At 71.1% G+C, this 20,294-nt stretch carries 20 protein-coding genes; 8 read left to right on the top strand and 12 right to left on the bottom strand.

Annotated elements, in window-relative coordinates; all coding sequences use genetic code 11:
- Window positions 1–24: 24 nt before the first annotated feature.
- A complete protein-coding gene (locus ABT299_RS02765; protein WP_500249551.1) occupies window positions 25–1,308 on the top strand; it encodes an FAS1-like dehydratase domain-containing protein in 1,284 nt (427 codons plus the stop codon).
- Entirely contained in the window at window positions 1,305–2,231 is a 927-nt protein-coding gene (locus ABT299_RS02760; protein WP_500249550.1) for an LLM class F420-dependent oxidoreductase, read from the top strand. Before ABT299_RS02765 ends, ABT299_RS02760 begins: the two co-directional genes overlap by 4 nt.
- 70 nt (window positions 2,232–2,301) lie before the next feature.
- Here the strand turns inward: ABT299_RS02760 and ABT299_RS02755 are convergent, their stop codons facing one another.
- The 3 genes from ABT299_RS02755 to ABT299_RS02745 form a co-directional block, all read right to left on the bottom strand.
- Window positions 2,302–2,838 (bottom strand): hotdog domain-containing protein, encoded by a 537-nt coding sequence (locus tag ABT299_RS02755; protein ID WP_500249549.1) that lies wholly within the window; start codon window positions 2,836–2,838, stop codon window positions 2,302–2,304.
- Window positions 2,839–2,912: 74 nt separating this feature from the next.
- Entirely contained in the window at window positions 2,913–3,338 is a 426-nt protein-coding gene (locus ABT299_RS02750; protein ID WP_202125238.1) for a Zn-ribbon domain-containing OB-fold protein, read from the bottom strand.
- A gap of 17 nt (window positions 3,339–3,355) precedes the next feature.
- Window positions 3,356–4,549 (bottom strand): thiolase C-terminal domain-containing protein, encoded by a 1,194-nt coding sequence (locus ABT299_RS02745; protein WP_151595695.1) that lies wholly within the window; start codon window positions 4,547–4,549, stop codon window positions 3,356–3,358.
- 248 nt (window positions 4,550–4,797) lie between these two features.
- Here ABT299_RS02745 and ABT299_RS02740 point away from each other — a divergent pair, with 248 nt between their 5' ends.
- Both ABT299_RS02740 and ABT299_RS02735 read left to right on the top strand, forming a co-directional pair.
- On the top strand, window positions 4,798–5,106 hold the full coding sequence (locus ABT299_RS02740) for a hypothetical protein (RefSeq protein ID WP_151594851.1): 309 nt from the start codon (window positions 4,798–4,800) through the stop codon (window positions 5,104–5,106).
- A 75-nt stretch (window positions 5,107–5,181) separates the two neighbouring features.
- On the top strand, window positions 5,182–6,699 hold the full coding sequence (locus tag ABT299_RS02735) for a class I adenylate-forming enzyme family protein (RefSeq protein ID WP_151594850.1): 1,518 nt from the start codon (window positions 5,182–5,184) through the stop codon (window positions 6,697–6,699).
- Between the two features lie 85 nt (window positions 6,700–6,784).
- Here the strand turns inward: ABT299_RS02735 and ABT299_RS02730 are convergent, their stop codons facing one another.
- From ABT299_RS02730 to ABT299_RS02690, 9 genes are all read right to left on the bottom strand, one after another.
- Window positions 6,785–6,991: a hypothetical protein gene (locus tag ABT299_RS02730; protein WP_500249548.1), complete on the bottom strand. Its 207-nt coding sequence runs from the start codon at window positions 6,989–6,991 to the stop codon at window positions 6,785–6,787.
- A 4-nt stretch (window positions 6,992–6,995) separates the two neighbouring features.
- On the bottom strand, window positions 6,996–8,141 hold the full coding sequence (locus ABT299_RS02725) for an amidohydrolase family protein (protein ID WP_151594849.1): 1,146 nt from the start codon (window positions 8,139–8,141) through the stop codon (window positions 6,996–6,998).
- Entirely contained in the window at window positions 8,138–9,205 is a 1,068-nt protein-coding gene (locus ABT299_RS02720; protein ID WP_500249547.1) for a DUF2889 domain-containing protein, read from the bottom strand. Before ABT299_RS02720 ends, ABT299_RS02725 begins: the two co-directional genes overlap by 4 nt.
- 119 nt (window positions 9,206–9,324) lie before the next feature.
- On the bottom strand, window positions 9,325–11,796 hold the full coding sequence (locus ABT299_RS02715) for a CaiB/BaiF CoA transferase family protein (protein WP_500249546.1): 2,472 nt from the start codon (window positions 11,794–11,796) through the stop codon (window positions 9,325–9,327).
- 150 nt (window positions 11,797–11,946) lie between these two features.
- Window positions 11,947–12,552 (bottom strand): TetR/AcrR family transcriptional regulator, encoded by a 606-nt coding sequence (locus ABT299_RS02710; protein ID WP_151594847.1) that lies wholly within the window; start codon window positions 12,550–12,552, stop codon window positions 11,947–11,949.
- 121 nt (window positions 12,553–12,673) lie between these two features.
- Entirely contained in the window at window positions 12,674–14,155 is a 1,482-nt protein-coding gene (locus ABT299_RS02705; RefSeq protein ID WP_151594846.1) for a FadR/GntR family transcriptional regulator, read from the bottom strand.
- 89 nt (window positions 14,156–14,244) lie between these two features.
- Window positions 14,245–15,003 carry an SDR family NAD(P)-dependent oxidoreductase gene (locus ABT299_RS02700; protein WP_500249545.1) on the bottom strand — a complete coding sequence of 253 codons (759 nt, stop codon included), beginning with the start codon at window positions 15,001–15,003 and terminating at the stop codon, window positions 14,245–14,247.
- A 77-nt stretch (window positions 15,004–15,080) separates the two neighbouring features.
- On the bottom strand, window positions 15,081–15,836 hold the full coding sequence (locus ABT299_RS02695; RefSeq protein ID WP_500249544.1) for a FadR/GntR family transcriptional regulator: 756 nt from the start codon (window positions 15,834–15,836) through the stop codon (window positions 15,081–15,083).
- Window positions 15,836–16,609, bottom strand: a complete 774-nt coding sequence (locus tag ABT299_RS02690; RefSeq protein WP_151594843.1) for an enoyl-CoA hydratase/isomerase family protein — start codon at window positions 16,607–16,609, stop codon at window positions 15,836–15,838. The genes ABT299_RS02695 and ABT299_RS02690 overlap by 1 nt, the downstream gene beginning before the upstream one ends.
- A 142-nt stretch (window positions 16,610–16,751) precedes the next feature.
- Between ABT299_RS02690 and ABT299_RS02685 the strand changes: the two genes are divergently transcribed.
- Genes ABT299_RS02685 through ABT299_RS02670 form a run of 4 tightly spaced genes read left to right on the top strand, consistent with a single transcriptional unit; the run spans window position 16,752 to window position 20,277 of the window.
- Window positions 16,752–17,207, top strand: coding sequence for a MarR family winged helix-turn-helix transcriptional regulator (locus tag ABT299_RS02685; RefSeq protein ID WP_500249543.1), 456 nt, complete (start codon window positions 16,752–16,754; stop codon window positions 17,205–17,207).
- Window positions 17,208–17,222: 15 nt separating this feature from the next.
- Complete coding sequence (locus ABT299_RS02680; RefSeq protein WP_500249542.1) at window positions 17,223–18,524, top strand: acyl-CoA dehydrogenase family protein; 1,302 nt, start codon at window positions 17,223–17,225, stop codon at window positions 18,522–18,524.
- Window positions 18,521–19,264, top strand: a complete 744-nt coding sequence (locus tag ABT299_RS02675) for an SDR family NAD(P)-dependent oxidoreductase (protein ID WP_500249541.1) — start codon at window positions 18,521–18,523, stop codon at window positions 19,262–19,264. The genes ABT299_RS02680 and ABT299_RS02675 overlap by 4 nt, the downstream gene beginning before the upstream one ends.
- Window positions 19,264–20,277, top strand: coding sequence for a phosphotransferase family protein (locus ABT299_RS02670; protein WP_500249540.1), 1,014 nt, complete (start codon window positions 19,264–19,266; stop codon window positions 20,275–20,277). Before ABT299_RS02675 ends, ABT299_RS02670 begins: the two co-directional genes overlap by 1 nt.
- Window positions 20,278–20,294 lie beyond the last annotated feature (17 nt).

Here is a 20,294-nt window from a genome sequence, read left to right as displayed (position 1 = left end):
CTGTAATGAGGATACTCTTTCGATATGAGCACCACAGATTCTGTTCAGAAGGCGCCATCTCAGCAGCAGTTCGGGATACTGACTGACGATGCCATTGAGCACTCGCGAAAGCGCCTCGGTGTCCCGCAACCCCAGCACAACCCGCCTCACAACTACGAGGTGACGTGGGACGGCGTCCGGCACTTCGCGTTCGGATATGGCGACGACAACCCCCTGTACTGCGACCCCGGGTACGCGGCGTCCTCCCGGTGGGGCAAGCTGATCGCACCGCCCACGTTCCTGTACACGATGGGCGAGGATGCGGCTCCCAAGCCGTCTCCGGAGACGAAGGCGCTGCTGAAGGGCGATCCCTTCGCCGGGCTCGGCTCCTACCAGGCGGTCATGGAGTTCGAGTGGTGGCGTCCCCTGGAGCAGGGCGATCGCTGCAGGGTCCTGCAGGCGCAGGTGGGCGTCCAGCCGAAGCCGAGCAGGTTCGGCAAGCGAACCGTCCACATCACTCACGACTACATCTACACCAACGGCGCGGGCGATCTGCATGCGGTCAGGCGCGGCACCTGGATCAACGCCGAGCGGCATACCTCCAAGAAGGTGGCCAAGGAGAAGCTCGTCCAGGAGCCCTACACGCCTGAACAACTGGCCGAGATCGACGCCGCCTATGCGGCGGAGACCCGCCGGGGGGCCGAGCCGCGCCACTTCGAGGACGTCCAGATCGGTGATGAACTGCAGCCGCGGGTCAAAGGCCCGCTGACCACCACCGACGTCGTGGTCTGGCATCTCGGCTGGGGCATGCAGCTCACCCCGCCCGGGTCGTTCCGCCTGGCCCACCGCATCCGCCGAAAGGCGCCCGGTCTCTACCCGCCGAACGACCTCAACATCCCCGACACCGTGCAGCGGCTGCACTGGGAGCCGAAGCGCGCCCAGGAACTCGGCCTCCCGAGTTCCTACGACTACGGAGGCATGCGCGAGACGTGGCTCTGCCACATCATCACCGACTGGATGGGCGACGACGCCTGGCTGTGGAAGCTGCGCTGCGAGCACCGGAAGTTCAACTACATCGGTGACGTGACGTGGGTGCGCGGAAAGGTCGTGGACAAGGTCCAGCAGGACGGCCGGAACGAGGTGCACCTTGAGGTCTGGTGCGAGAACCAGCGCGGCGAGACCACCACTCCGGGCACCGCGGTCGTCCTCCTGCCGTCCCGCGGCGCCCCCCGAGTCGAGTTGCCCGCACCCCCGGCCACGGATCTGGACGGAATGGTCCAGCACGAACTCGTCCGCTACGGCGTCGGTGGCCAGGAAGACACCGAATGACCCGAAGGATTCGTGTCACCGTCGACTACCCGGTCAGCGTCCGAGGCTACGATCCGAGCCTGCTCGCACCCGAAGGCATGCGCCGGATCGCCACGGCCGCTGAAGACGCGGGGCTGGACGCCATCGCCTTCACCGAGCACCCGGCTCCGTCCAAACGGTGGCTGGACGCGGGCGGCCACGAGGCACTGGACGTCACCGCGGCGCTCTCCTTCTGCGCCGCGGTGACCGAGCGGCTGCGGCTCCACTCGTACCTTCTCGTCCTGCCCTATCGGAATCCGTTCCTGACGGCCAAGAGCGTCGCGACCGTGGACGTGCTGTCGGCCGGGCGTATGACGCTCGTCGCAGGTGCCGGCTACATGAAGTCGGAGTTCAAGGCGCTCGGCGTTCCGTTCGAGAACCGCAACGACCTGTTCGATGAGGCCCTGGAGGTGCTACGGGGTGCCTGGACGCAGACTCCCTACACTTTCCAGGGCGGTGGCTTCGAAGCCGATGCGATCGCCCCGCTTCCCCGGCCTGCCCAGAAGCCGGACGGCCCGCCGATCTGGATCGGTGGGAACAGCGCGCGAGCCCGCCGGCGTGCAGCCGAACACCAGGGATGGAGCCCCCTGCTCATCGATGAGACGCTGTCCCGCACTACGCGCACCCGAGCGCTGAGCAGCGTGAAGGAACTGGCCCAGGCCATCTCGTCCGTCCGCGACATGGCCGCCGACATACAAGGAAAGGACGCTCGCCTGGACGTTCAGGTCCAGACTCCGCAGAGCGGCTGGCTCCGAACCGGCGGCTCAGCGGAGGAGCACCGTGAGCACCTGGGCCGCCTGGCGGAGGCCGGGGTCACCTGGTTCGTCATCCAACCCCCAGGTGACAGCGTCAGCGCGACGGCGGAAGCGCTGGCCCGGTACGGCGAGGTACTTTCCACCTTCTAGGCCCATCTGCCTCCAGCACGCGAAGAGCGGCCGACGTGAAGCCACGTCGGCCGCTCTAGTGCGTCGTCTGTCAGGGCTGTCCGGGATTGAGTGCCACGAACAGGCCCTCCGCCTCGGCACAGCGGGTCTCGCCGTCGAAAATGGCACCCCTGAGGAAGCGCTTGCGGCCCTCCTCGCGGTCGAACCACGCCTCGGCGCGCAGATCGCAATCCAGGGGGGTGATGCTGCGGTAGTCGACGCGAAGGTAGGCGGTGCGGGAGATGGGACGTCCGCCGGCGTTGGCCAGCCTTCCGAGCATCTCGTCGAACACCAACGGGATCGCCCCGCCGTGGGCCGCGCCGTTGCCGCCGAGGTAGTAGCGTCCGAACCGGACACTGCCCCGGACATGCTCATCGTCGGACTCGTCGACCGTGAACACGGGAACGAGCGCTTGGCCCCGCCCGGGCAGGTCGATGCGGTGCCCCGTGATCTGCTCCCGCTCGGAGACGGCGTACAGCCCCAGTTCCACTGCTAGGTCCTCGAAGGCCCGAGTCATCTCCTTGAGCAGCTCCGGCGGCGGAGCCGCACCGGTGATCCGGTCGTGGAGCAGGCGCAGTGACTCGATCATTCCGGCAAACCCGGGGCCACCGGGAGCGGAGTCGTCCCCGTTCCCGGCTCCCCAGCCTGCGGTGGCGTAGCGGCTCATCCGCGCGCCACGGGACGGAACAGCGGCAGCAGCCATCCGTCGGAGATCGGCGAGAACAGGACTTCGAGCTCCATGCCGATCTCGACCTTCTCCGGCTCCACGTCGATGACGTTGCTGACCAGACGGGCACCCGGAGCGTCCGGCAGATCGAGGATGACGGGGACCAGGGTGATGTCCGGCAGACCGGGGAATCCGTGGACGACGGAGAAGCTGAAGACGGTCGCGCGGCCGGACAGCTCCGTCCAGTCCACCTCGGTCGACTGGCATTCCGGACAGAACGGCGTCGGCGGAAGCCGGAACGTTCCGCAGGCGGCGCACTTGGGCGCGACGAGCCGCTCCTGCTTGGCCGCCTGCCAGAACGGCTCGGTCGAGGTGTCGGTAGTGATCCGCACGTGGTCGGCCGGCAGGGCCTGTGCCTTCATGTTCGCTCCCATGCTGTTCACGCGTCCCGGCCGAGGATGAGCCCGCTGACCGGCAGCGCCGCGGGGCCGCCGGAGACCAGCGCCAGCTCCGCGTCGGCCACCTGGTTGACGGCGGTGCCGCGCATCTGCTCGACGGCCTCGCGGATGTGGGTCATGCCGATGATGTACGCCTCCGACAACTGCCCGCCGTGGGTGTTCACCGGGATCGAGCCGCCCTTGTAGCGGATCGCGCCGCTCTCGACGAACTCGCCGCCCTCTCCCTTCTTGCAGAAGCCGTAGTCCTCGAGCTGCATGAGGACCATCGGTGAGAAGTGGTCGTAGAGCAGCGCGACGTCGATGTCGGTGGGCGCGACCCCGGCGCGCTGGTACAGGTGCTTGGCGACGGGGGCGTGTCCAGATGAGGCGAACTCCTCGCCGGGCATGCCCATCCAGGCGAAGGCCCGACCCCAGTCGCGGTTGCCGCCGTGGGCCGCGGCGATGACCGGGACGGGCTTCTGCCGGAGGTCGCGGGCCTTGTCCAGGCTCGTGGTGATCACCGCGACAGCGCCGTCGGTCTCCAGGCAGAAGTCGAACAGGCATAGCGGCTCGGCGATCATCCGGGCGTTGAAGTAGTCGTCCAGGGTCATCGGCTCGCGCTTGAGGGCCGTCTCCCGGTTGCTCGCGTTCTGCCGCTGCGACATGGCGATCTCGGCGAACGCCTCGCGGCGCGTCCCGTAGTCATGCATGTGGCGGCGGGTGAGCACCGACATCAGATGACCGGGGCCGGAGAGCCCGGACGGCTGAAGGAATGAGTTGATGGGGCTCGGCGCCGCGGCTGCGAAGACGCTGCCGAGCCGTTGCCTGGCCTGCTGCAGGGCCATCACCGTGACGACGACGGTGGCGTCCCCGGCGAGGATCGCCGCGCGGGCGAGGCCGATCGAGCCGGCCGAGCCGCCGCCGCCCGACGTCAGCGCGGCGCTGAAGGTGACCTCGGGGATGCCGAGGGTCTCCATGAACTCCGCCGTGTCCATCTGGGAGCCGTATCCCGCGCCGGCACCCGAGTAGTAGGCGAACCCGTCGATGTCCTTGACCGACAGACCCGCATCCTCGCAGGCCGCGAGGATCGCCTTGCCGGCCAGCTCCGTGATCGTCTGCGGTACGGACTGCCCGCGCGGGTAGTACGGCGTCGCGCCGACTCCGACGATCGCGACCTGCGTTGCGTTGCGGCTCACATATGCCTCCACTGTGCCGTGTACCGGCCGGTGCTCTGCACGGGGCGGTTGCCTCTATTCGTTATACCGTTCATGGCTCAATCCACGCGTTCGGGGTCACGTGCGCGAGAGATCAGCAAAAACAAGATACTCATCTCTCCACTTTTCGAAGTGGCCGCCCTATAGTGAGAGCCCACCCCCGTACTCGCCCCGCCCTGCCCGGACGTGTCAGGGCGGGGCGGGGGCGCGTACGTCTGTGGAGGGAACCCATGAAGCTTCGCCCAGGTCAGCAGGTCGCCAGCACCGTGGACGGGACAAGGTTGATCGTCGTCCGGGCCCCCGCCGAAGAAGTGGCCCTGACCTGCGGCGGCGCCGAGATGGTCGATGCCAAGCAGGCGCCCGCCCCGTCCGGCGTCCCCGCTGAGGATGCGCGCGAGGGGACCCAGCTCGGCAAGCGCTACGCCGCGGAGGCGCTCGGCATCGAACTGCTCTGCACCAAGCCCGGTGAGGGGACGGTGGCCGCCAACGGGACGCCGCTGGTGCTCCAGGGCGCCAAGCCGCTGCCCGCCTCCGACTGAGCCCGTTACCGATTCTGAGCTCGGGGCCGGGACCGCGCCAGCGGACCAGTCCCCGATCGGCGAGTGGAGCATGCGATGAACTTGACGATGCTGCTGGACATGGCGGCGGACGGATTCGGCGATCGAACGGTGATCGGCTCGCGAAAGGACGGACTCACCGCCGCGCGGCTGCGAGACCTCTCGGCGGCGGCCGCCGCACAGGTGCGCGCCGCCGGGGCCGAGGCCGTCGTCTACCTCGCGGTGAACGGCCCCGCGTTTCCGCTGGCGATGTTCACCGCGGCGCGAGCGGGCGTTCCGCTCGTCCCGGTGAACTACCGGCTCGGCGCCGAGCAACTGGCGGCCCTGCTCGCCAACCACCCGAACGCGTACGGCATCGCCGACGAGACGCAGAGCGAGGCGCTGACCCGCGCAGGACTCTCCGCTCGGACGCCGGAGGACTTCATCCTCGAGGCCGCCCAGGCCGCTGAGAAGGGCGTCGGCGACCAGGACGACGCCCATGACGCACCCGAGGCGCCCGCCGTCATCATCTACACGAGCGGGACCACGTCCGCGCCCAAGGGCGTCCTGCTGCACCATCGCAATCTGGTGTCGTACGTGCTCGGAACAGTCGAGTTCGCAGCGGCCGGCGACGATGAGGCATCGCTGATGAGCGTCCCGCCGTACCACATCGCGGCCGTGTCCAACGTGCTCACCAACCTGTACGCAGGACGCCGGTTCCTGACCCTCCGGAACTTCAGCCCCGAGGGCTGGCTCGACCTGGTGCGCGCCGAGTCGGTGACCAACGCGATGGTGGTCCCCACCATGCTCGCCCGCATCGTGGACGCCGACGGCGTGGACCGCTCCGTTCCCAGCCTCCGCGCGCTCGCCTACGGCGGGGCGAAGATGACCCCGCGTGTCATCGAGCGGGCCCTGAAGGAGTGGCCGCACATCGACTTCGTCAACGCCTACGGGTTGACGGAGACCAGTTCCACGATCGCGATCCTGGGGCCCGAGGACCACCGAGCCGCGATCACGTCGGACGAGCCGCTGGTCCGGGCGAGGCTCGCATCGGCCGGACGGCCCGTCCCGTCGGTCGAGGTGGAGATCCGCGACGAGGCGGGCCGTCCCGTCCCGGCGGGCGAGGGCGGACGGATTTACGTGCGCGGCGAGCAGGTGTCGGGGGAGTACGCCGGATCCGGGCCCGCCGTCGACGAGCGCGGATTCTTCGACACCCGCGACTGGGGCCGGCTGGACGAGGACGGCTACCTGTTCGTGGAGGGCAGGATCGACGACACGATCATCCGCGGCGCGGAGAACATCGCACCGGCCGAGATCGAGGACGTGCTGCTGCGTCATCCAGGGGTCGCGGACGCCGCCGTGGTCGGCGTCCCCGACGAGGAATGGGGCCAGCGCGTCGAGGCGGTCGTCGTGCCGCTCCCGGGCGCCGATCTGGACGGCGAGACCTTGCGCGCGTACGCGCGCGAGAGGCTGCGCGGGTCGCGTACTCCGGACCGGATCGCACTCTGGACCGAGCTGCCCCGGACCCCCACCGGGAAGATCGTCAAGCGGGATGTGGTCGCCGGTCTCACGGCGGCCGACCGGCAGACGGCCTGAAGGTCGGCGGGAGGACGAAACGGCCCCCGGGACCATTGCGGTCTCGGGGGCCGTTTCGCTGCTCACCATGCCGGATGGCCGCCCGTCACACTTCGGTGCCGGTGTGGACGCGGGCCAGCCGCAGCCCTTCGGCCCGGCCGGGGGCGATGATGTCCCACCGGCCGCATGAGCACGCGCAGCGGTAGCTGCCGTCGCCCACGGGGATGACGGACTGGGCGACGCACCGTCCGTCCTCACTCGCCACGTCGTGGAGGAACTCGGTGGGCGAGTCGTGCATGACGTTGCCGCTCATCGGACTACACCGCCACCGCGTCGGCCGTCGGCAGCGGCGGAACGCCCGGGAACAGCTCGGTGAAGGCGCCGACGGTGATCCGGTGCTTCAGCGCCGGGGACACGTTGTCGAAGAGGCCGTGGAGGGTCTCCTGCGTGTGGCCGTAGGTGCCCTCCATGTGTGGGTAGTCGCTGCCCCACATGACGTTGTTGTAGCCCATCGACTGGGCGGCGGCGACCGCCGTGGCGTCGTGCTGGAAGGAGGCGTACACCTGCGAGTAGATGATCTCCCGCGGTGAGCGCTTCAGCTTGGGGCGCACCGCCATCGCGTGCTGGCGGTAGCCCTCCTCGATCCGGTCGGCGATGAACGGCACCCAGGTCGCGCCGCCCTCGGAGATCAGCACCTTCAGGTTCGGGTGCCGGTCCAGGGCGCCGGAGGCGACCATCTTCACCACGGCGCGCTGCCCGCCGAACGTCGTCTCGGTGTAGTTGAGGACGGCGCCGCCCGGCCCCCGGTACACCTGGCCGGCCATGCCGCCGCTGGACAGGTCGATGGGGTCGGTCCCGATGTGGAACGCCAGCACGATCCTGGCTTCCTCGGCGGTGGCCCAGAAGGGCTCCCAGACGTCCTGGTTGTAGTCCTTCTGCAACGGGTGCGGGCTCACCGGCATGAAGACCGCCCGGAAGCCCATCTCCGCGCACCGCTTCAGCTCGGTGATCGCGTCGTCGATGTCGAGCGTGGACACCTGGGCAGTGCTGATCAGCCGCGGCGAGTACCTGTCGATCGTGTCGTAGGACCAGTCGTTGGACACCCGCAGCGCCTCGCGCAGCACCTCCGGCGTCCGGAAGGAGCTGCTCCACATGCCGAGCGAGGGGAACACCAGCTCAGACCAGATGCCCTCCTGGTCGAGGTCCGGCAGGCGCTTGGTGACGTCGGCCGCCCCCGGCGCGCGATGCGTCGCCTCGAGGAACTCGAGGGCCTTTCCGGTCGGCAGCTTGCGGCGGAACGACATCCCGTCGATGTGGACGGTCTCCCACTGCCCGTCGGGGTCCTTCTCCGTGCGCGGCACCAGCTCGGCGAGCCTCGGGGGCAGGGACTCCCGCCACAGGTCGTCGGGCTCGAGGAAATGCGAGTCGCCCGAGTTCGCCCAGATCTTCTGCGCGTCGCTCATCGGGTCCTCCGTTCGTTGTCGTCGTTCCAGGTCGCTGCGCGGTCCAGGAGGGCAGGTACGTCCTCCAGGGCGCGCAGCATGTCGTTGAGGTGCGTGCAGGTGCTGGTGCCGGTGAAGCGGTCGCGGACGTGCCCGCGCAGTCCGGCGAGCGGGACGCCGGCCAGCCGGGAGGCGCTCGCCACGGCGGCCGGGCACTCCATCCACGGCAGGACGCGGGCGCGGGCTTCGCACCGTGTGACGGTCCCGCCCTCGATGTCGGCCGTCAGGGTGTACTCGTGGATGACGGTCTCGAGCCCGTCCAGCAGGACGTAGGAGTCGCGGAAGAACGCGTCCACGGTGGCGTGTTCGCCGGGGACGACGTCGATCCGGCGGGCGCGGCGCATCGCCTGGGGCGGCAGGGGGTCCGTGGCGTGCCAGGCGTCCGGGTCGTCCTCGGTGTCGAGCGGCGGCGCCGCCGGACCGGTGACGGTCGGCGGCAGCCCGGTCGCCTCGATCCCGTTCATGATCGTCCCGCCGGTGGCGAATCCGGCGCAGAGGTCGGCGACGAAGCCCGGGCGTCCCGGCCTTCCCGGCATCGTGCTCTGCCGCGCCATCTCCGCCTTCATCGCCTGCTCGGAGGTCCCGGCGCTGACCGCCTGCCCCGAGATCAGCGTGGTGACCGGGACCTCGTCCAGCAGCAGGTAGAGCAGGTCGTGGTCGGCGGCGAGGCGCGGATCGGCCTCGTCCAGCCGGCCCCGGAACCCCGAGCTCGCGCGGGCGCCGATCAGCGCGTCCAGCGGGCGGTTGGGATCGGTGCTCAACTCGCGCACGAAGCGTCCGCCGACGAAGTCCACGACGGCGCGCATGCCCGCCCGGGACAGGGTGCGGGACCCGCCCGCCACGCTCGTCAGCAGGTCGCGCCCCCGGCCCGCCAGGACCAGCGGGCCCTGCAGACCGTCCGGCCGGAGCATGTCGACGGTGCTGGTGCGGCGCACCGAGCCGGGGCGCCGCGCGGGCGTACCCGAGGTGGGCTCGTGCAGCCCGTGACGCGGGTGCAGGGTGCGCGCCGGCGGGATGAGGGTCATCGCTGCTCCAAGAGGCCCGGCCGTCGGCAGGTGGCCGGTTGTGTCCACATCTGAGTGAAAACGACTTTTTCAGTACTAGCCCATCCGTATCCGCTTTGTCAATCGGCGATCGAACGATGTCAGCCGATGACACCGCGCTCGCGCAGCGCGGCGATGGCGGTCGCGTCGTAACCGAGCTCGCTCAGCACGGCATCGGTGTGCTCGCCGACCGAGCATCCGCCTTCCGCCTTGGTCGCGGAGCGCGAGAACCGTACGAGCGGCCCCATTCGCAGATGCTCATCGAAGATCGCGTTCGTCGCCGTGACGCAGTACTCCGCCGCGAGCGCCTCGTTGGTCTGCAGGACCAGTTCCGGCAGCCGCTCGGTCACCCGCACGCATCCCACGTCGGCCTTGGTGAGCAGGTCCTCCCACTCGGTCGCGGGCCGCCGCACGAACACCCCGGCCAGCGTCTCCGCCAGCGCCCCGTCGTTCGCGCGCCGGGCCTCGGGCGTCGCGAAAGGCCCGCCGCCGAGGTCGGCCTCCCCGGCGAGCGCCGCTGCCAGGGGCTCCCATTCCCGAGGCTCGGGGGCGGCGAGGAACACCCATCCATCGGAGGCCTTGTACATCCGGTAGAGCGCACTGAACCCGTGCCCATCCGGATCCGGCGTCGGCGCCGGGCGGCGGCCCGGGTAGTCGACGACCTGCTCCAGGATCGCGTGCGTCGCGCTGCCGACCATCGTGGCGGTCAGGGGGCCCATCGGCCGGCCGAGCCGCCGCGCCAGCACGCCGAGCAGGATCGTGGACGCGACGCCGAGCGCGGCGATCCCGTCGGCCTGCATGGTCGGCACCGCCGTCGCGCTCGCCAGCCGCATGGCCCCGGCCTTGATCTCCTTCAGTGACTCGGTCCCGTGCGCGGCGTCCGGCGCGTCCGTGAGCGCCAGGCCGAAGGCAGCGCCGATGGAGGGCGCGTATGCGGGCCGTCCGCCGGACGGGCCTCCGGTTCCGTAACCGGGCGCGCTGACGTAGATCAGGTCCGGGTTGATCTCGCGCAGCGTGTCGGCGTCCACCCCCGCACGCTGGGCGGCGCCCGCCCGGAAGCTCTGCAGGACCACGTCGGCCTCGGCGGCGAGTTCGCGGACGATGCGCAGCCCCTCCTCGGTCGTGAGGTCCACCGCGACGCTCTCCTTGCCCTGGAGCACCTTCGCGCCGCCCGACTCGGGGAACGGCCCGATGTTGCGGATGCCGTCGCCCTCCTTGGCCTCGATCTTGATCACGCGGGCGCCGAAGTCGGTGAGGACCGTCGCACCGTACGGCCCGGCGAACATCGTGCCGAGCTCAAGGATCGTGACGCCCGCCAGGGGGAGCGCCGCGGGCGCGGCCGGGGGAGCCGCCGCCGGAGCGGGGGAGGCCGCGGCCCGCCGCAGTTCGTCGCCGTGCTCGTCCAGGCGGGGCGCGGAACGGGGAGCCCTGAGCGGCATCTCGTTCTCGTGCACCAGGGTGGACGGCTGGACGACCCGGCCGAACTCCGGGTCGTCGGCCTCGGCGACCCGGTGGTCGTGGTGCAGCTGCGGGTGGTTCAGGACGTCCGGACCCGCCCGGAACACCTCGGCCATGAGGTCGGGATTGGTGTCGAAGACCCGCTGCCACTCGGCGAGCGTCCGCTCCCGCACCTTCCCGATCATGATCTCCCAGAGCCCGGTGCGCAGCTCCTGGGTCTCCAGGACCGGAAGCCCCTTCCACTTCGGGTCCGCCAGCATCTCGGTCAGGCCGAACTCCTTGAGCATCGCGGCGAACAGCCTCGGGGCCGTCTGCGCGAACTGCAGCCAGTGGCCATCCTTGGTCGGCGCGATCAGCAGCGGGTAGACCAGCGGCGCCTGCGGCTCGCCGTCCTCGGTGAACGCCTCGACGTTCTGGTAGGCGTCGGGCCAGCGCAGCCCCACCATCTCGGTGAACCACGTCCAGGTGTCGAGGGCGGTGACGCCGCGGACCATGTCCGCCTCGACATGCTGGCCGAGCCCGCTCGACGCGCGCTCGAAGAGCGCGGTGAGAATGCCGTGGACGGCCGTCTGCGACGCGCCCCACCCCGCGTAGGGAACGGACACGAACGCCGGTCCGGGCCGTGTGACCATCCGGCTCTTCGTCTGGAACATGCCGAGCTTGGCCATCACCATCCCCTCGTAGCCCTTGAGGTGGGCCCAGGGGCCGGACGCGCCGAACCCGGTGATGGCCGCGCTGACCAGCCGCGGATTGAGGGCGGCGAGGTCGGCGGGGGCGAGCCGCAGCCGGGCGGCCGCCCGCGGCCGGAAGGTCGTGACGAGCACGTCCGCGGTGGCGATCAGGCCGTCCAGCACCGCCCGGTCGGCGTCGTCGCGCAGGTCCAGACGGACGCTGCGCTTCCCGCGGGCCAGGGCCGGCCAGGCGGTCCGGTCGCGCAGCGGGCTGCCGCCCGGCGGCTCGACCTGGACGACGTCCGCGCCCGCGTCGGCGAGGAACTGCGTCGCCTGCGCGCCGGGGATCGTGGTCGACAGGTCGATGACCGTGATCCCGGCGAGCGGGCCGTCCTCCGGCCGCTCGCGCCCGGCCACCGTGTTCGCCGCAGGACCTTCGCCCACCGTGCCACCTCCGTGAAGAGCTCAAGAATCTATATTCTTTAACTCGGTACGATACGTAGGGGACTGTGAGCCGGGCAACACGTCGGAAACAAAAGATTGCACTGAATAGACCGAGAGGGCGAGAGGCGCCCGCTCCGCACGGGGCGGGGGTCAGCTCGCGGGACGGCCGGCGCCGAGCGCGCGCAGCGCGAAACCGGTGATCTGCGCCGCCACCGTGGACGCGCCGTCCCGCGCCGCCCCGGTCATCTGGTCCTCGAAGGCCTGTCCCAGGACGGCGCGGATGGAGCGCGCGTCGGGCTCCGGGTCGGTCCAGGGGAACGAACCGTCCGCCTGCCCGGCCCGCAGGATCTCGACGATGAGCTCCTGCTGCTCGGCGAGGGCCCGGGCGCGCTCCTCGGCGTAGCCGCGCGCCCGGGTGGCCTCACCCGAACTGAGCGCCAGCACGCGCTTGCGGCGCCGGTCGTCGGCGGTGATGCCCAGCATCCCTTCGATCAGGGCTCCGAGGGCTTCGGCCGGGCCGCCGGCGGCGGAGGCGAGCGAGCGCAGCTCCGTCATCACCCGGATGCCGTCACGGCGGAACATCGCCAGGAACAGGGCGTCCTTGGATTCGAAATGCCGGTAGAAGGCGCGCGTCGACAGCCCCGCGGCGGTGAGGATCTCGGTGATGGACACCGGCGCGCCTTCCGCCTCCGCCAGGCAGCGGTACGCGGCGTCGAAGATGCGCACCCTCTCCGCGGCCTGACTCGGCACCGGCACCGTCCCCTCCTGCGTTCCGCGCCCGGACGGCTCTCGGTGACGGCCGGGGTTCGGGACCACCAGCCTATCCAGGCCGGAACGCGCCGGAAGGACGGCGCGGACCGGACGAGCGCGGGCGAGCTCAGTGCCACCATTCGTTGAGGATGGCGAGGTGGCGGCGCATCCGGTGCCGGGCGAGGCTCTCGTCGCCCGCGAGGATCGCCTCCAGGATTCCCCGGTGGACTTGCTCGACGTCCTCCGCCGCCTCGGCGCCCGGCAAGGACGGCGTCTGGGCGCTCGTGTGCCGCGTCCACAACTCGGTGAGGACGCGCAGGAACAGCACCAGGACGGGGTTGCCCGCCAGCAGCGCCAGTTCCCGATGGAAGGGGTCCTGCGGCGCACCGCGGCCGTCGCTCGGCCAGAGCACCCGCACGGCGTCCCGCAGACGGGCGGAGACGCCCGGCTCGTCCCGGCGGGCGATGACCGGGCTGAGCGTCCCGAGTTCGATCGCCTCGCGGACCGACAGGAGGTTCGCCACCCCGGCGCGCTGGTAGTCGAGGTACAGCGCCATCGTCTCGATGCTGGCGCGCGGGTCCGGCGCGGTGACCAGCAGCCCGCCGCCGGGCCCCCGGCGCATCCGCGCGACGCCGTGGTACTCGAGCAGGCGAACGGCTTCGCGGAGCACCGCGCGGCTGACGCCGTAACGGGCGAGCAGCTCCGCCTCCGAGCCGAGCGCCTCCCCGATCGGCCAACCGTCGGCGGCGATCTGATGATGGATCCGGGAGGCCACGACCTCGCCGAGCTTGCCGTCCGGTGCCTCGATCAGCTGCGGCGCGATCGGGCCGTCCGGCTCGCCGCTCCGGTGCGTCCTCAGCCAGTCGGCCGTCGCGGTGAGGTGCTCGACGACCAGCGCCCGGGCCCGTCCGGTGTCACCGGCGATGACGGCCTCGACGATCGCCGTGTGGTGGCGCCCGGCGGACTCCTTGCTGCGCACCGCCTCGGCCTTCGGGGTGTGCGTCGCGGTGTGCGCGTAGCGGGTCGTCAGCCGGGTCAGGATCTCGATGAACGAGCAGAGCGCCGCATTGCCCGACAACTCGCCGAGGGCCAGGTGCAGCACGTCCTGGGACCAGATGCCCGGCTCCTCGCGCCGGCGCGACTCCTCCTCCAGGAGGCCGCGCAGCCGCCGGACGCCGTCCTCGGTGAGGCGTTCGGCCGCCAGCTCCGCGGCGCGCGGCTCCAGCAGCAGCCGCGCCCCTATCAGGTCGTCGACACTGGTGCCGACGTAGTCGAGGTAGATGACCATCGCCCGGGTGGCGGGGGCCGCGTCGGGCGCCGTCACGAACAGGCCGCCGCCGGGGCCGCGGCGCATCCGCGCCACCTGGTGGTGCTCGACCAGGCGCAGGGCCTCGCGCAGGACGGCCCGGCTCACGCCGTACCGGTCCTGCAGGTCCTGCTCGGAGCCGAGATTGCGGCCGACCGGCCAGCCCGCGGCGATGATCTCGTCCTCGATCCGGCGGGCGACCTGCGCGCCGAGCGTCCCGCCGCGCGCCCCGGATCCCCGTTCCCGATCGGACGCGGTCCCGGCTTCGCCCACCGGCGAAAGGCCCGCAGCAGGCGTCGGCATGGACCTCGGTGCTCCTCGCAGATCGGTTTGAGTATCCTCAGTTTAGTCGATCAGGAGGACGGCGCGGAGCGCCGGTCGGCCGCCCGGCGTCAGCGCGGAGCGAAGCGCTGGCCGGCGTCCAGCCGGAGGCACTGCCCGTTCAGCATCTGGTTGTCGACGATCGAGAGCACGAGCTTGGCGTATTCCCCCGGGCGGCCCATCCGCTTGGGGAACGCGGCGTCCTTCGTCAGCGTCTTGGCGAAGTCGTCGGGGATCTTGGCGGTCGCGCCGGTCGCGAAGAGGCTCGGCGCGATCGCGAGGACGCGGATGCCGAGCGAGCCCAGGTCACGGGCCATGGTCAGGCACATCCCGGCGATCCCGGCCTTAGCGGCGGTGTAGGCGACCTGGCCGATCTGCCCCTCGAACGCGGCGATGGACGCCGTGTTGACGATCACGCCGCGCTCGTCGTCCTCCGGCTCGTTGCCGCTCATGTGCGCGGCCATGAGCCGGGAGATGTTGAAGGTGGCGATCAGGTTCAGGTCGATGACGCCCCGGAAGCTCTCCAGGTCGTGCGGCCCCTCCTTGCCCAGCGTCCGCTTCGCGATCCCGCCGCCCGCCGTGGTGACGCTCACGTGCACACCGCCCAGGCCGTCGACCGCGGCGGCGATCGCCGTCTCGGCGGCTTCGAAGTCGGTGATGTCGACGGGGTGGAACGGCGCGCCGAGCTGCGCGGCGACCTTCTCGCCCTCCGATCCGGGACGGTCCAGGATCGCGACCTTCGCGCCGCGTCGCGAGAGGAGCTCGGCCGAGGCCCGCCCCATGCCGGACGCTCCGCCGACCACGATGGCCTTCTTGCCGCTGATCTCCATGTTCTCCTCCGTCCGCCGGGGGCGTGCACGCGAGCGAGGTGCACGATTCCCTGGAACCTATTACTGAGTTAACTAGGTTAGTCTAGTATGTCGATGATCTGCCGGCGACCGGCCCCCGGGTCCTCGAACAGGTGCTCCTGCGCCCGGCGCATGTGCGCCGCCCAGTGCCGCTCGGCTCCGGCGCCGTCCCGGCGCCGGACCAGTTCGACGAGGCGCTTATAGGAGCGCAGCGCCAGCCGGTTGCCCTCCTGTAGCGCCGCGCCCTGACGCGGCGTCTCGTCATAGGCGGCGGCGATCTGCCGCGACATGATCTCGCCGAGCAGCGTCACCATGGTCGACAGCGTGCGGTTGCCCGACAGCTCCACGATCCGCTGATGGAACCGGACGGTGGCGGCCCCGAACGGCCCGCCGACCGCGGCCTCGACCTTCTCCAGCTCCGCGGCCAGAGCGTCGTGGCCGGCATCGGACCCCTCCTCGGCCAGCAGCCGGGCCGCGGGCGGCTCGATCACCATCCGCGCCGCGTAGACGTCCTCGACCGTCGTCTCCTGCAACGCTAGAAGCAGACTGAAGATCGGCGCCGCCGCCTCGGGTCCGGGTACGCTGACCCGCGCCCCGCCGGGCGGCCCGCGCCGGACCCGCACCAGCGAGTCCGCCTCCAGCAGCCGGAACGCCTCGCGCAGCGTCGGCCGTGACACCCCGAACCGCTCGATCAGCTCCGGCTCGGTCGGCAGCCAGTCGCCGTCCCGCAGTTCGCCGCGCACGATCTGCTTGCGGATCCGATCGGCGACCAGATCCGCCATCTTCTTCGGACGCAGCTCGGGTCCGCGCCGCATCAGCGCAGCGCCCACTCGCGGGTCGGCACGGCCGACCGCTCGACCTCCGCCTGCCCGATCGGGTTGCCGATCTGGGTGTAGGACAGCCCGGTCCGCAGCGCCTGCGTGCGCGTGGAGTCCAGCGACTCCCACACGGCCCGGACGGTCCCCTGTACGGCCGCCGGGGGCTTGGCGGCGATGAGCCGCGCGAGCTCGGCGCCCCGGTCCCACAGCTCCTCGCGCGGCAGCACCTCACTCACGAGGCCGATCTCCAGCGCCCGCTTCGCGGACATGCGCTCGTCCAATCCGAGCAGCGCGATGCGCATGACCTCGCCCATCGGAATGCGCCGGGCCAGCCCGATCGGCTCCAGCGCCGCCGTCAGCCCGTAGCTGACGTGCGGATCGAAGAACGTGGCGTCGTCCGAGCAGATCACGATGTCGGACTCGTTGATCCAGTAGAACGCGCCGCCCGCCGCCATCCCGTGCACGCAGCACACCACGGGCTTCCAGACGTAGTTGAGCTTCGGCGACAGCTGGGCGCCCGGGTCCTCCTGCGTCCAGACGTTCTCCGGCCGGTGGATGCCCTGCTTGACGTCGACGCCGGTGCAAAAGGCCCGGTCTCCCGCCGCGCGCAGGACGACGACGTGCACGTCGTCGTCCTCCCGGACCATCTTCCAGAGCTCGGTGAACTCGTCGCACATGGCCTGGTTGAAGCTGTTCATCGCCTCCGGCCGGTTCAACGTGACCGTCGCGACGTGCTCGGCGACCTCGTAGGTCACGGTCGTGAAGCCCATCGGCCCTCCAGATCTGAAGAATCTATATTCATTAGATCTATAGCGCCTCGCGGGCCGGAACGGAAGCCGCCGCCGGCGTCGGCGCCCAGCTCGGACCGATCGGAATATTGACAAGAGGTAGCCATAACGACAATCTGTTGTCATGTTCCCGGACGACGACCACCCGCTCGCCGAACTCGTCGACGAAGTGCTCCGCTGCCACGGCAGGCTGCTCACGGCGACCGCGAACCTCGGCACGGAGGACGGGCTGACCGGCGCCCAACTGCTCGTGCTCACCACCGTCGTCCGGGCGGACCGGGCCCCGACCGTTCCCCAGATCGGCCGCAGCCTCGGCCATTCGCGGCAAGCCGTGCAGCGGCTGGCCGACGCGCTCGTGGAGCGCGGGCTGATCGAGGCCGTGGACAACCCCGATCACAAGCGCGCACGGCGGCTCGTCCCGACCGCCGTGGGGAGGCGCGCCTACGACCGCAGCAATGCGCGCGGCCGCGACTGGGCCTCGCGCGTCACCGAAGACATGAGCCCGGCCGAACTGACCGCGGCCGCCGAGACCCTCAGGCGGCTGCGCCGGCGGCTGGAGGCCGACGACCACCCCCGATGACCTCGAGGAGGTCCCGTGTGGGACTTCAGTACTGATCCCGATTTCCAGGCCAAGTTGGACTGGATGGACGCCTTCGTCCGCGAGGAGGTCGAGCCGCTCGATCTGCTGTTCCCGAGCGGCGGTGCCCCCTACGACGTCGGCGACGCGGCCGCGCGCGCGATCCTGCGTCCCTTGCAGGCACAGGTCAAGGAGCAGGGGCTGTGGGCCTGCCACCTCGGCCCCGAGTTGGGCGGCCAAGGGTACGGCCAGCTCAAGCTGGCGCTGATGAACGAGATCCTCGGACGGTCCTACTGGGCGCCGACGGTCTTCGGAACCGCCGCACCCGACACAGGGAACGCGGAGATCCTGGCCATGTTCGGCACCGACGAGCAGAAGGCCCGGTACCTGCGTCCGCTGCTCGACGGGGAGATCGTGTCGGCGTTCTCGATGACCGAGCCGCAGGCGGGCGCGGACCCCAAGGAGTTCACCTGCCGGGCGTACCGGGACGGCGACGGCTGGGTCATCGACGGAGAGAAGTGGTTCACCTCGAACGCCCGCGTCGCCGAGTTCCTCATCGTCATGGCCGTCACCGACCCGGACGCCCCGCCGCACGAGCGGATGTCGATGTTCGTCGTGCCCGCGGACACCCCCGGCATCGAGGTCAAGCGCAACGTCGCGACGATGGCCGAGCGCGACGACCTCGACGAGGGCATCCACGCCTACATCCGCTACGACCAGGTCCGCGTGCCCGCCGACGCGCTGCTCGGCGGCCCGGGGGAGGGGTTCCGCGTCGCTCAGGCGCGGCTCGGCGGCGGCCGCGTGCACCACGCCATGCGGACGGTCGGCCAGTGCCGGCGCGCGTTCGACATGATGTGCGAGCGCGCCCTGTCCCGGCGGACGCAGGGCGGGCGGCTCGCCGACAAGCAGGCGGTGCAGGCCTTCATTGCCGACTCGTGGATCGAGTTGCAGCAGTACCGGCTGCTCGTCCTCAACACCGCTTGGACCATCGACACCCAGCCGCACGGCGCCGCCCGCACCCAGATCGCGATGTGCAAGGTCGCGATGGCGAAGGTGTACCACGACATCGTCCAGCGCGCCCTCCACCTGCACGGCTCGCTCGGGACCACGCATGAGACCCCGCTGGCCGGCATGTGGATGAGCGTCCCGGCCCTCGCGCTCGCCGACGGCCCGACCGAGGTGCACCGCACCACGATCGCCAAGCAGATGCTGCGGCGGTACGAGCCCGCGGAGGGGCTCTTCCCCAGCGAGCACATCCCGCCGAAGCTCGCCGCCGCACGCGAGCGCTACGCGTCCGTCCTGAAGGAGCACGCGAGATGAGCGACCTGTTCGACCTGACCGGGAAGGTCGCCTTGATCACCGGCGGCAGTCGGGGCCTCGGCCGCGAGATGGCCCTGGCGTTCGCGCAGGCCGGCGCCGACGTGATCGTCACCAGCCGCATGGCGGACGCCTGCCGCGCGGTGGCGGCGGAGGTCGAGGCGCTTGGACGCCGCGCGCTCGCGCACGCCTGCCATGTCGGCAAGTGGGATGAGATCGACGCCTTGGTCGAGGCCGCCTACACCGCGTTCGGCCGCGTCGACGTCCTGGTCAACAACGCCGGAATGTCACCGCTGGCGCCGTCGTCGGCGGAGACCAGCGAGGAACTGTTCGACAAGGTCCTCGCCGTCAACTTCAAGGGCCCATTCCGGCTCGGCGCGCTGGTCGGCCGCCGGATGGCCGACGGCGACGGCGGCTCGATCATCAACGTCTCCTCGACCGGCGCGCTGATGCCGCAGCCGCGCTTCGGTCCCTACGCCGGCGCCAAGGCGGCCCTGAACGCGCTCACCCAGGTACTCGCGCTCGAATACGGGCCGTCCGTCCGGGTGAACACGATCTCGGCCGGCCCGTTCCTCACCGACATCGCCAAGGCGTGGCCCGCCGAGGCGCGCGAGCACGTCCGCAGCGCGGCCGGCCGCCCCGGACGGCCCGAGGAGATCGTGACCTCGGCGCTCTACCTGGCCAGCCCCGCGTCGAGCTTCACCACCGGTGCGCTGCTGCGCGTGGACGGAGGTCTGTTCTGATGGCGGAGGATCTCGTCGCCTCACTGCGGCGGCGAACCGCCCGGGCGGCACGGAAGTGGGCGCCCGGGGCGCAGGTGGCCGGCGTCGAGCCCCTCACCGGCGGGACCTCGAGCCTCACCTTCGTCGCCCGGGTCCGGACCGGAGCCGGGCAGGAGGAGCGGGTGGTGCTCAAGGTGGCGCCGCCCGGGCTCGCCCCGGTCCGGAACCGGGACGTGCTCCGGCAGGGCCGGGTCATGCGCGCCCTGCACGGACGACCCGGAGTGCGCGTCCCGCCGGTGCTGTTCGAGGACGCGGGTGACCCGCCGGACACCCCGCCGTTCGTCGCGATGGGCCTGGTGCCGGGGGAGTGCGCGGAACCCGTCCTGGCGGACGTGCGGGACCCGGCCGGGTTCGCCGAGGTCCGGACGAGCGCGCTCGATGCGGCGGCGGTGCTCGCGGCGATCCACGCCGTGCCGCCCGACAAGGCCGGTCTGGAGGACGAGCCGGCCGTGCCGCTCGCCGACGAGGTCGACCGCTGGACACGCGCCTTCGCGACCGTCCCGCCCGATCTCCAGCACGACTACGAACGCTGCGCCCGCGCCCTGCACTCGACCGTGCCCCCGGCGGCGCAGCCGGTGATCAACCACGGCGACTACCGTCTCGGCAACACGCTGTGCAGGCGCGGCCGGGTCGAAGCGGTGATCGACTGGGAGATCTGGTCGGTCGGGGACCCCCGCGTCGACCTGGCCTGGTTCCTGTTCTTCACCGACGAGGCGCGGCATCCGGCGGCCCCGTCCGACGACCCGAGCGGCATGCCCGCCGGAGCCGAGCTGCTGGCCGCCTATGCGGAGGCCGGTGGCGCGGACGTCACCGACCTCGCCTGGTTCGAGGCTCTGACCTATTACAAGGAGGCGGCGGCGACGGCACTGCTGATCAAGCGAGGGCGCCGTGGCGGCGATCTTGCGCCGGCGATGCGGCGGATGGTCCCGGCGCTGCCCGGCCTGCTCGCCAAGGCCGAGGCGATCCTCGGCTGACCGTGCCGATCCGGACG

The organism is Spirillospora sp. NPDC000708, assembly GCF_040299565.1.
Classification (GTDB): Bacteria; Actinomycetota; Actinomycetes; order Streptosporangiales; family Streptosporangiaceae; genus Spirillospora.
This window is presented reverse-complemented; position numbering and strand designations above follow the sequence as displayed.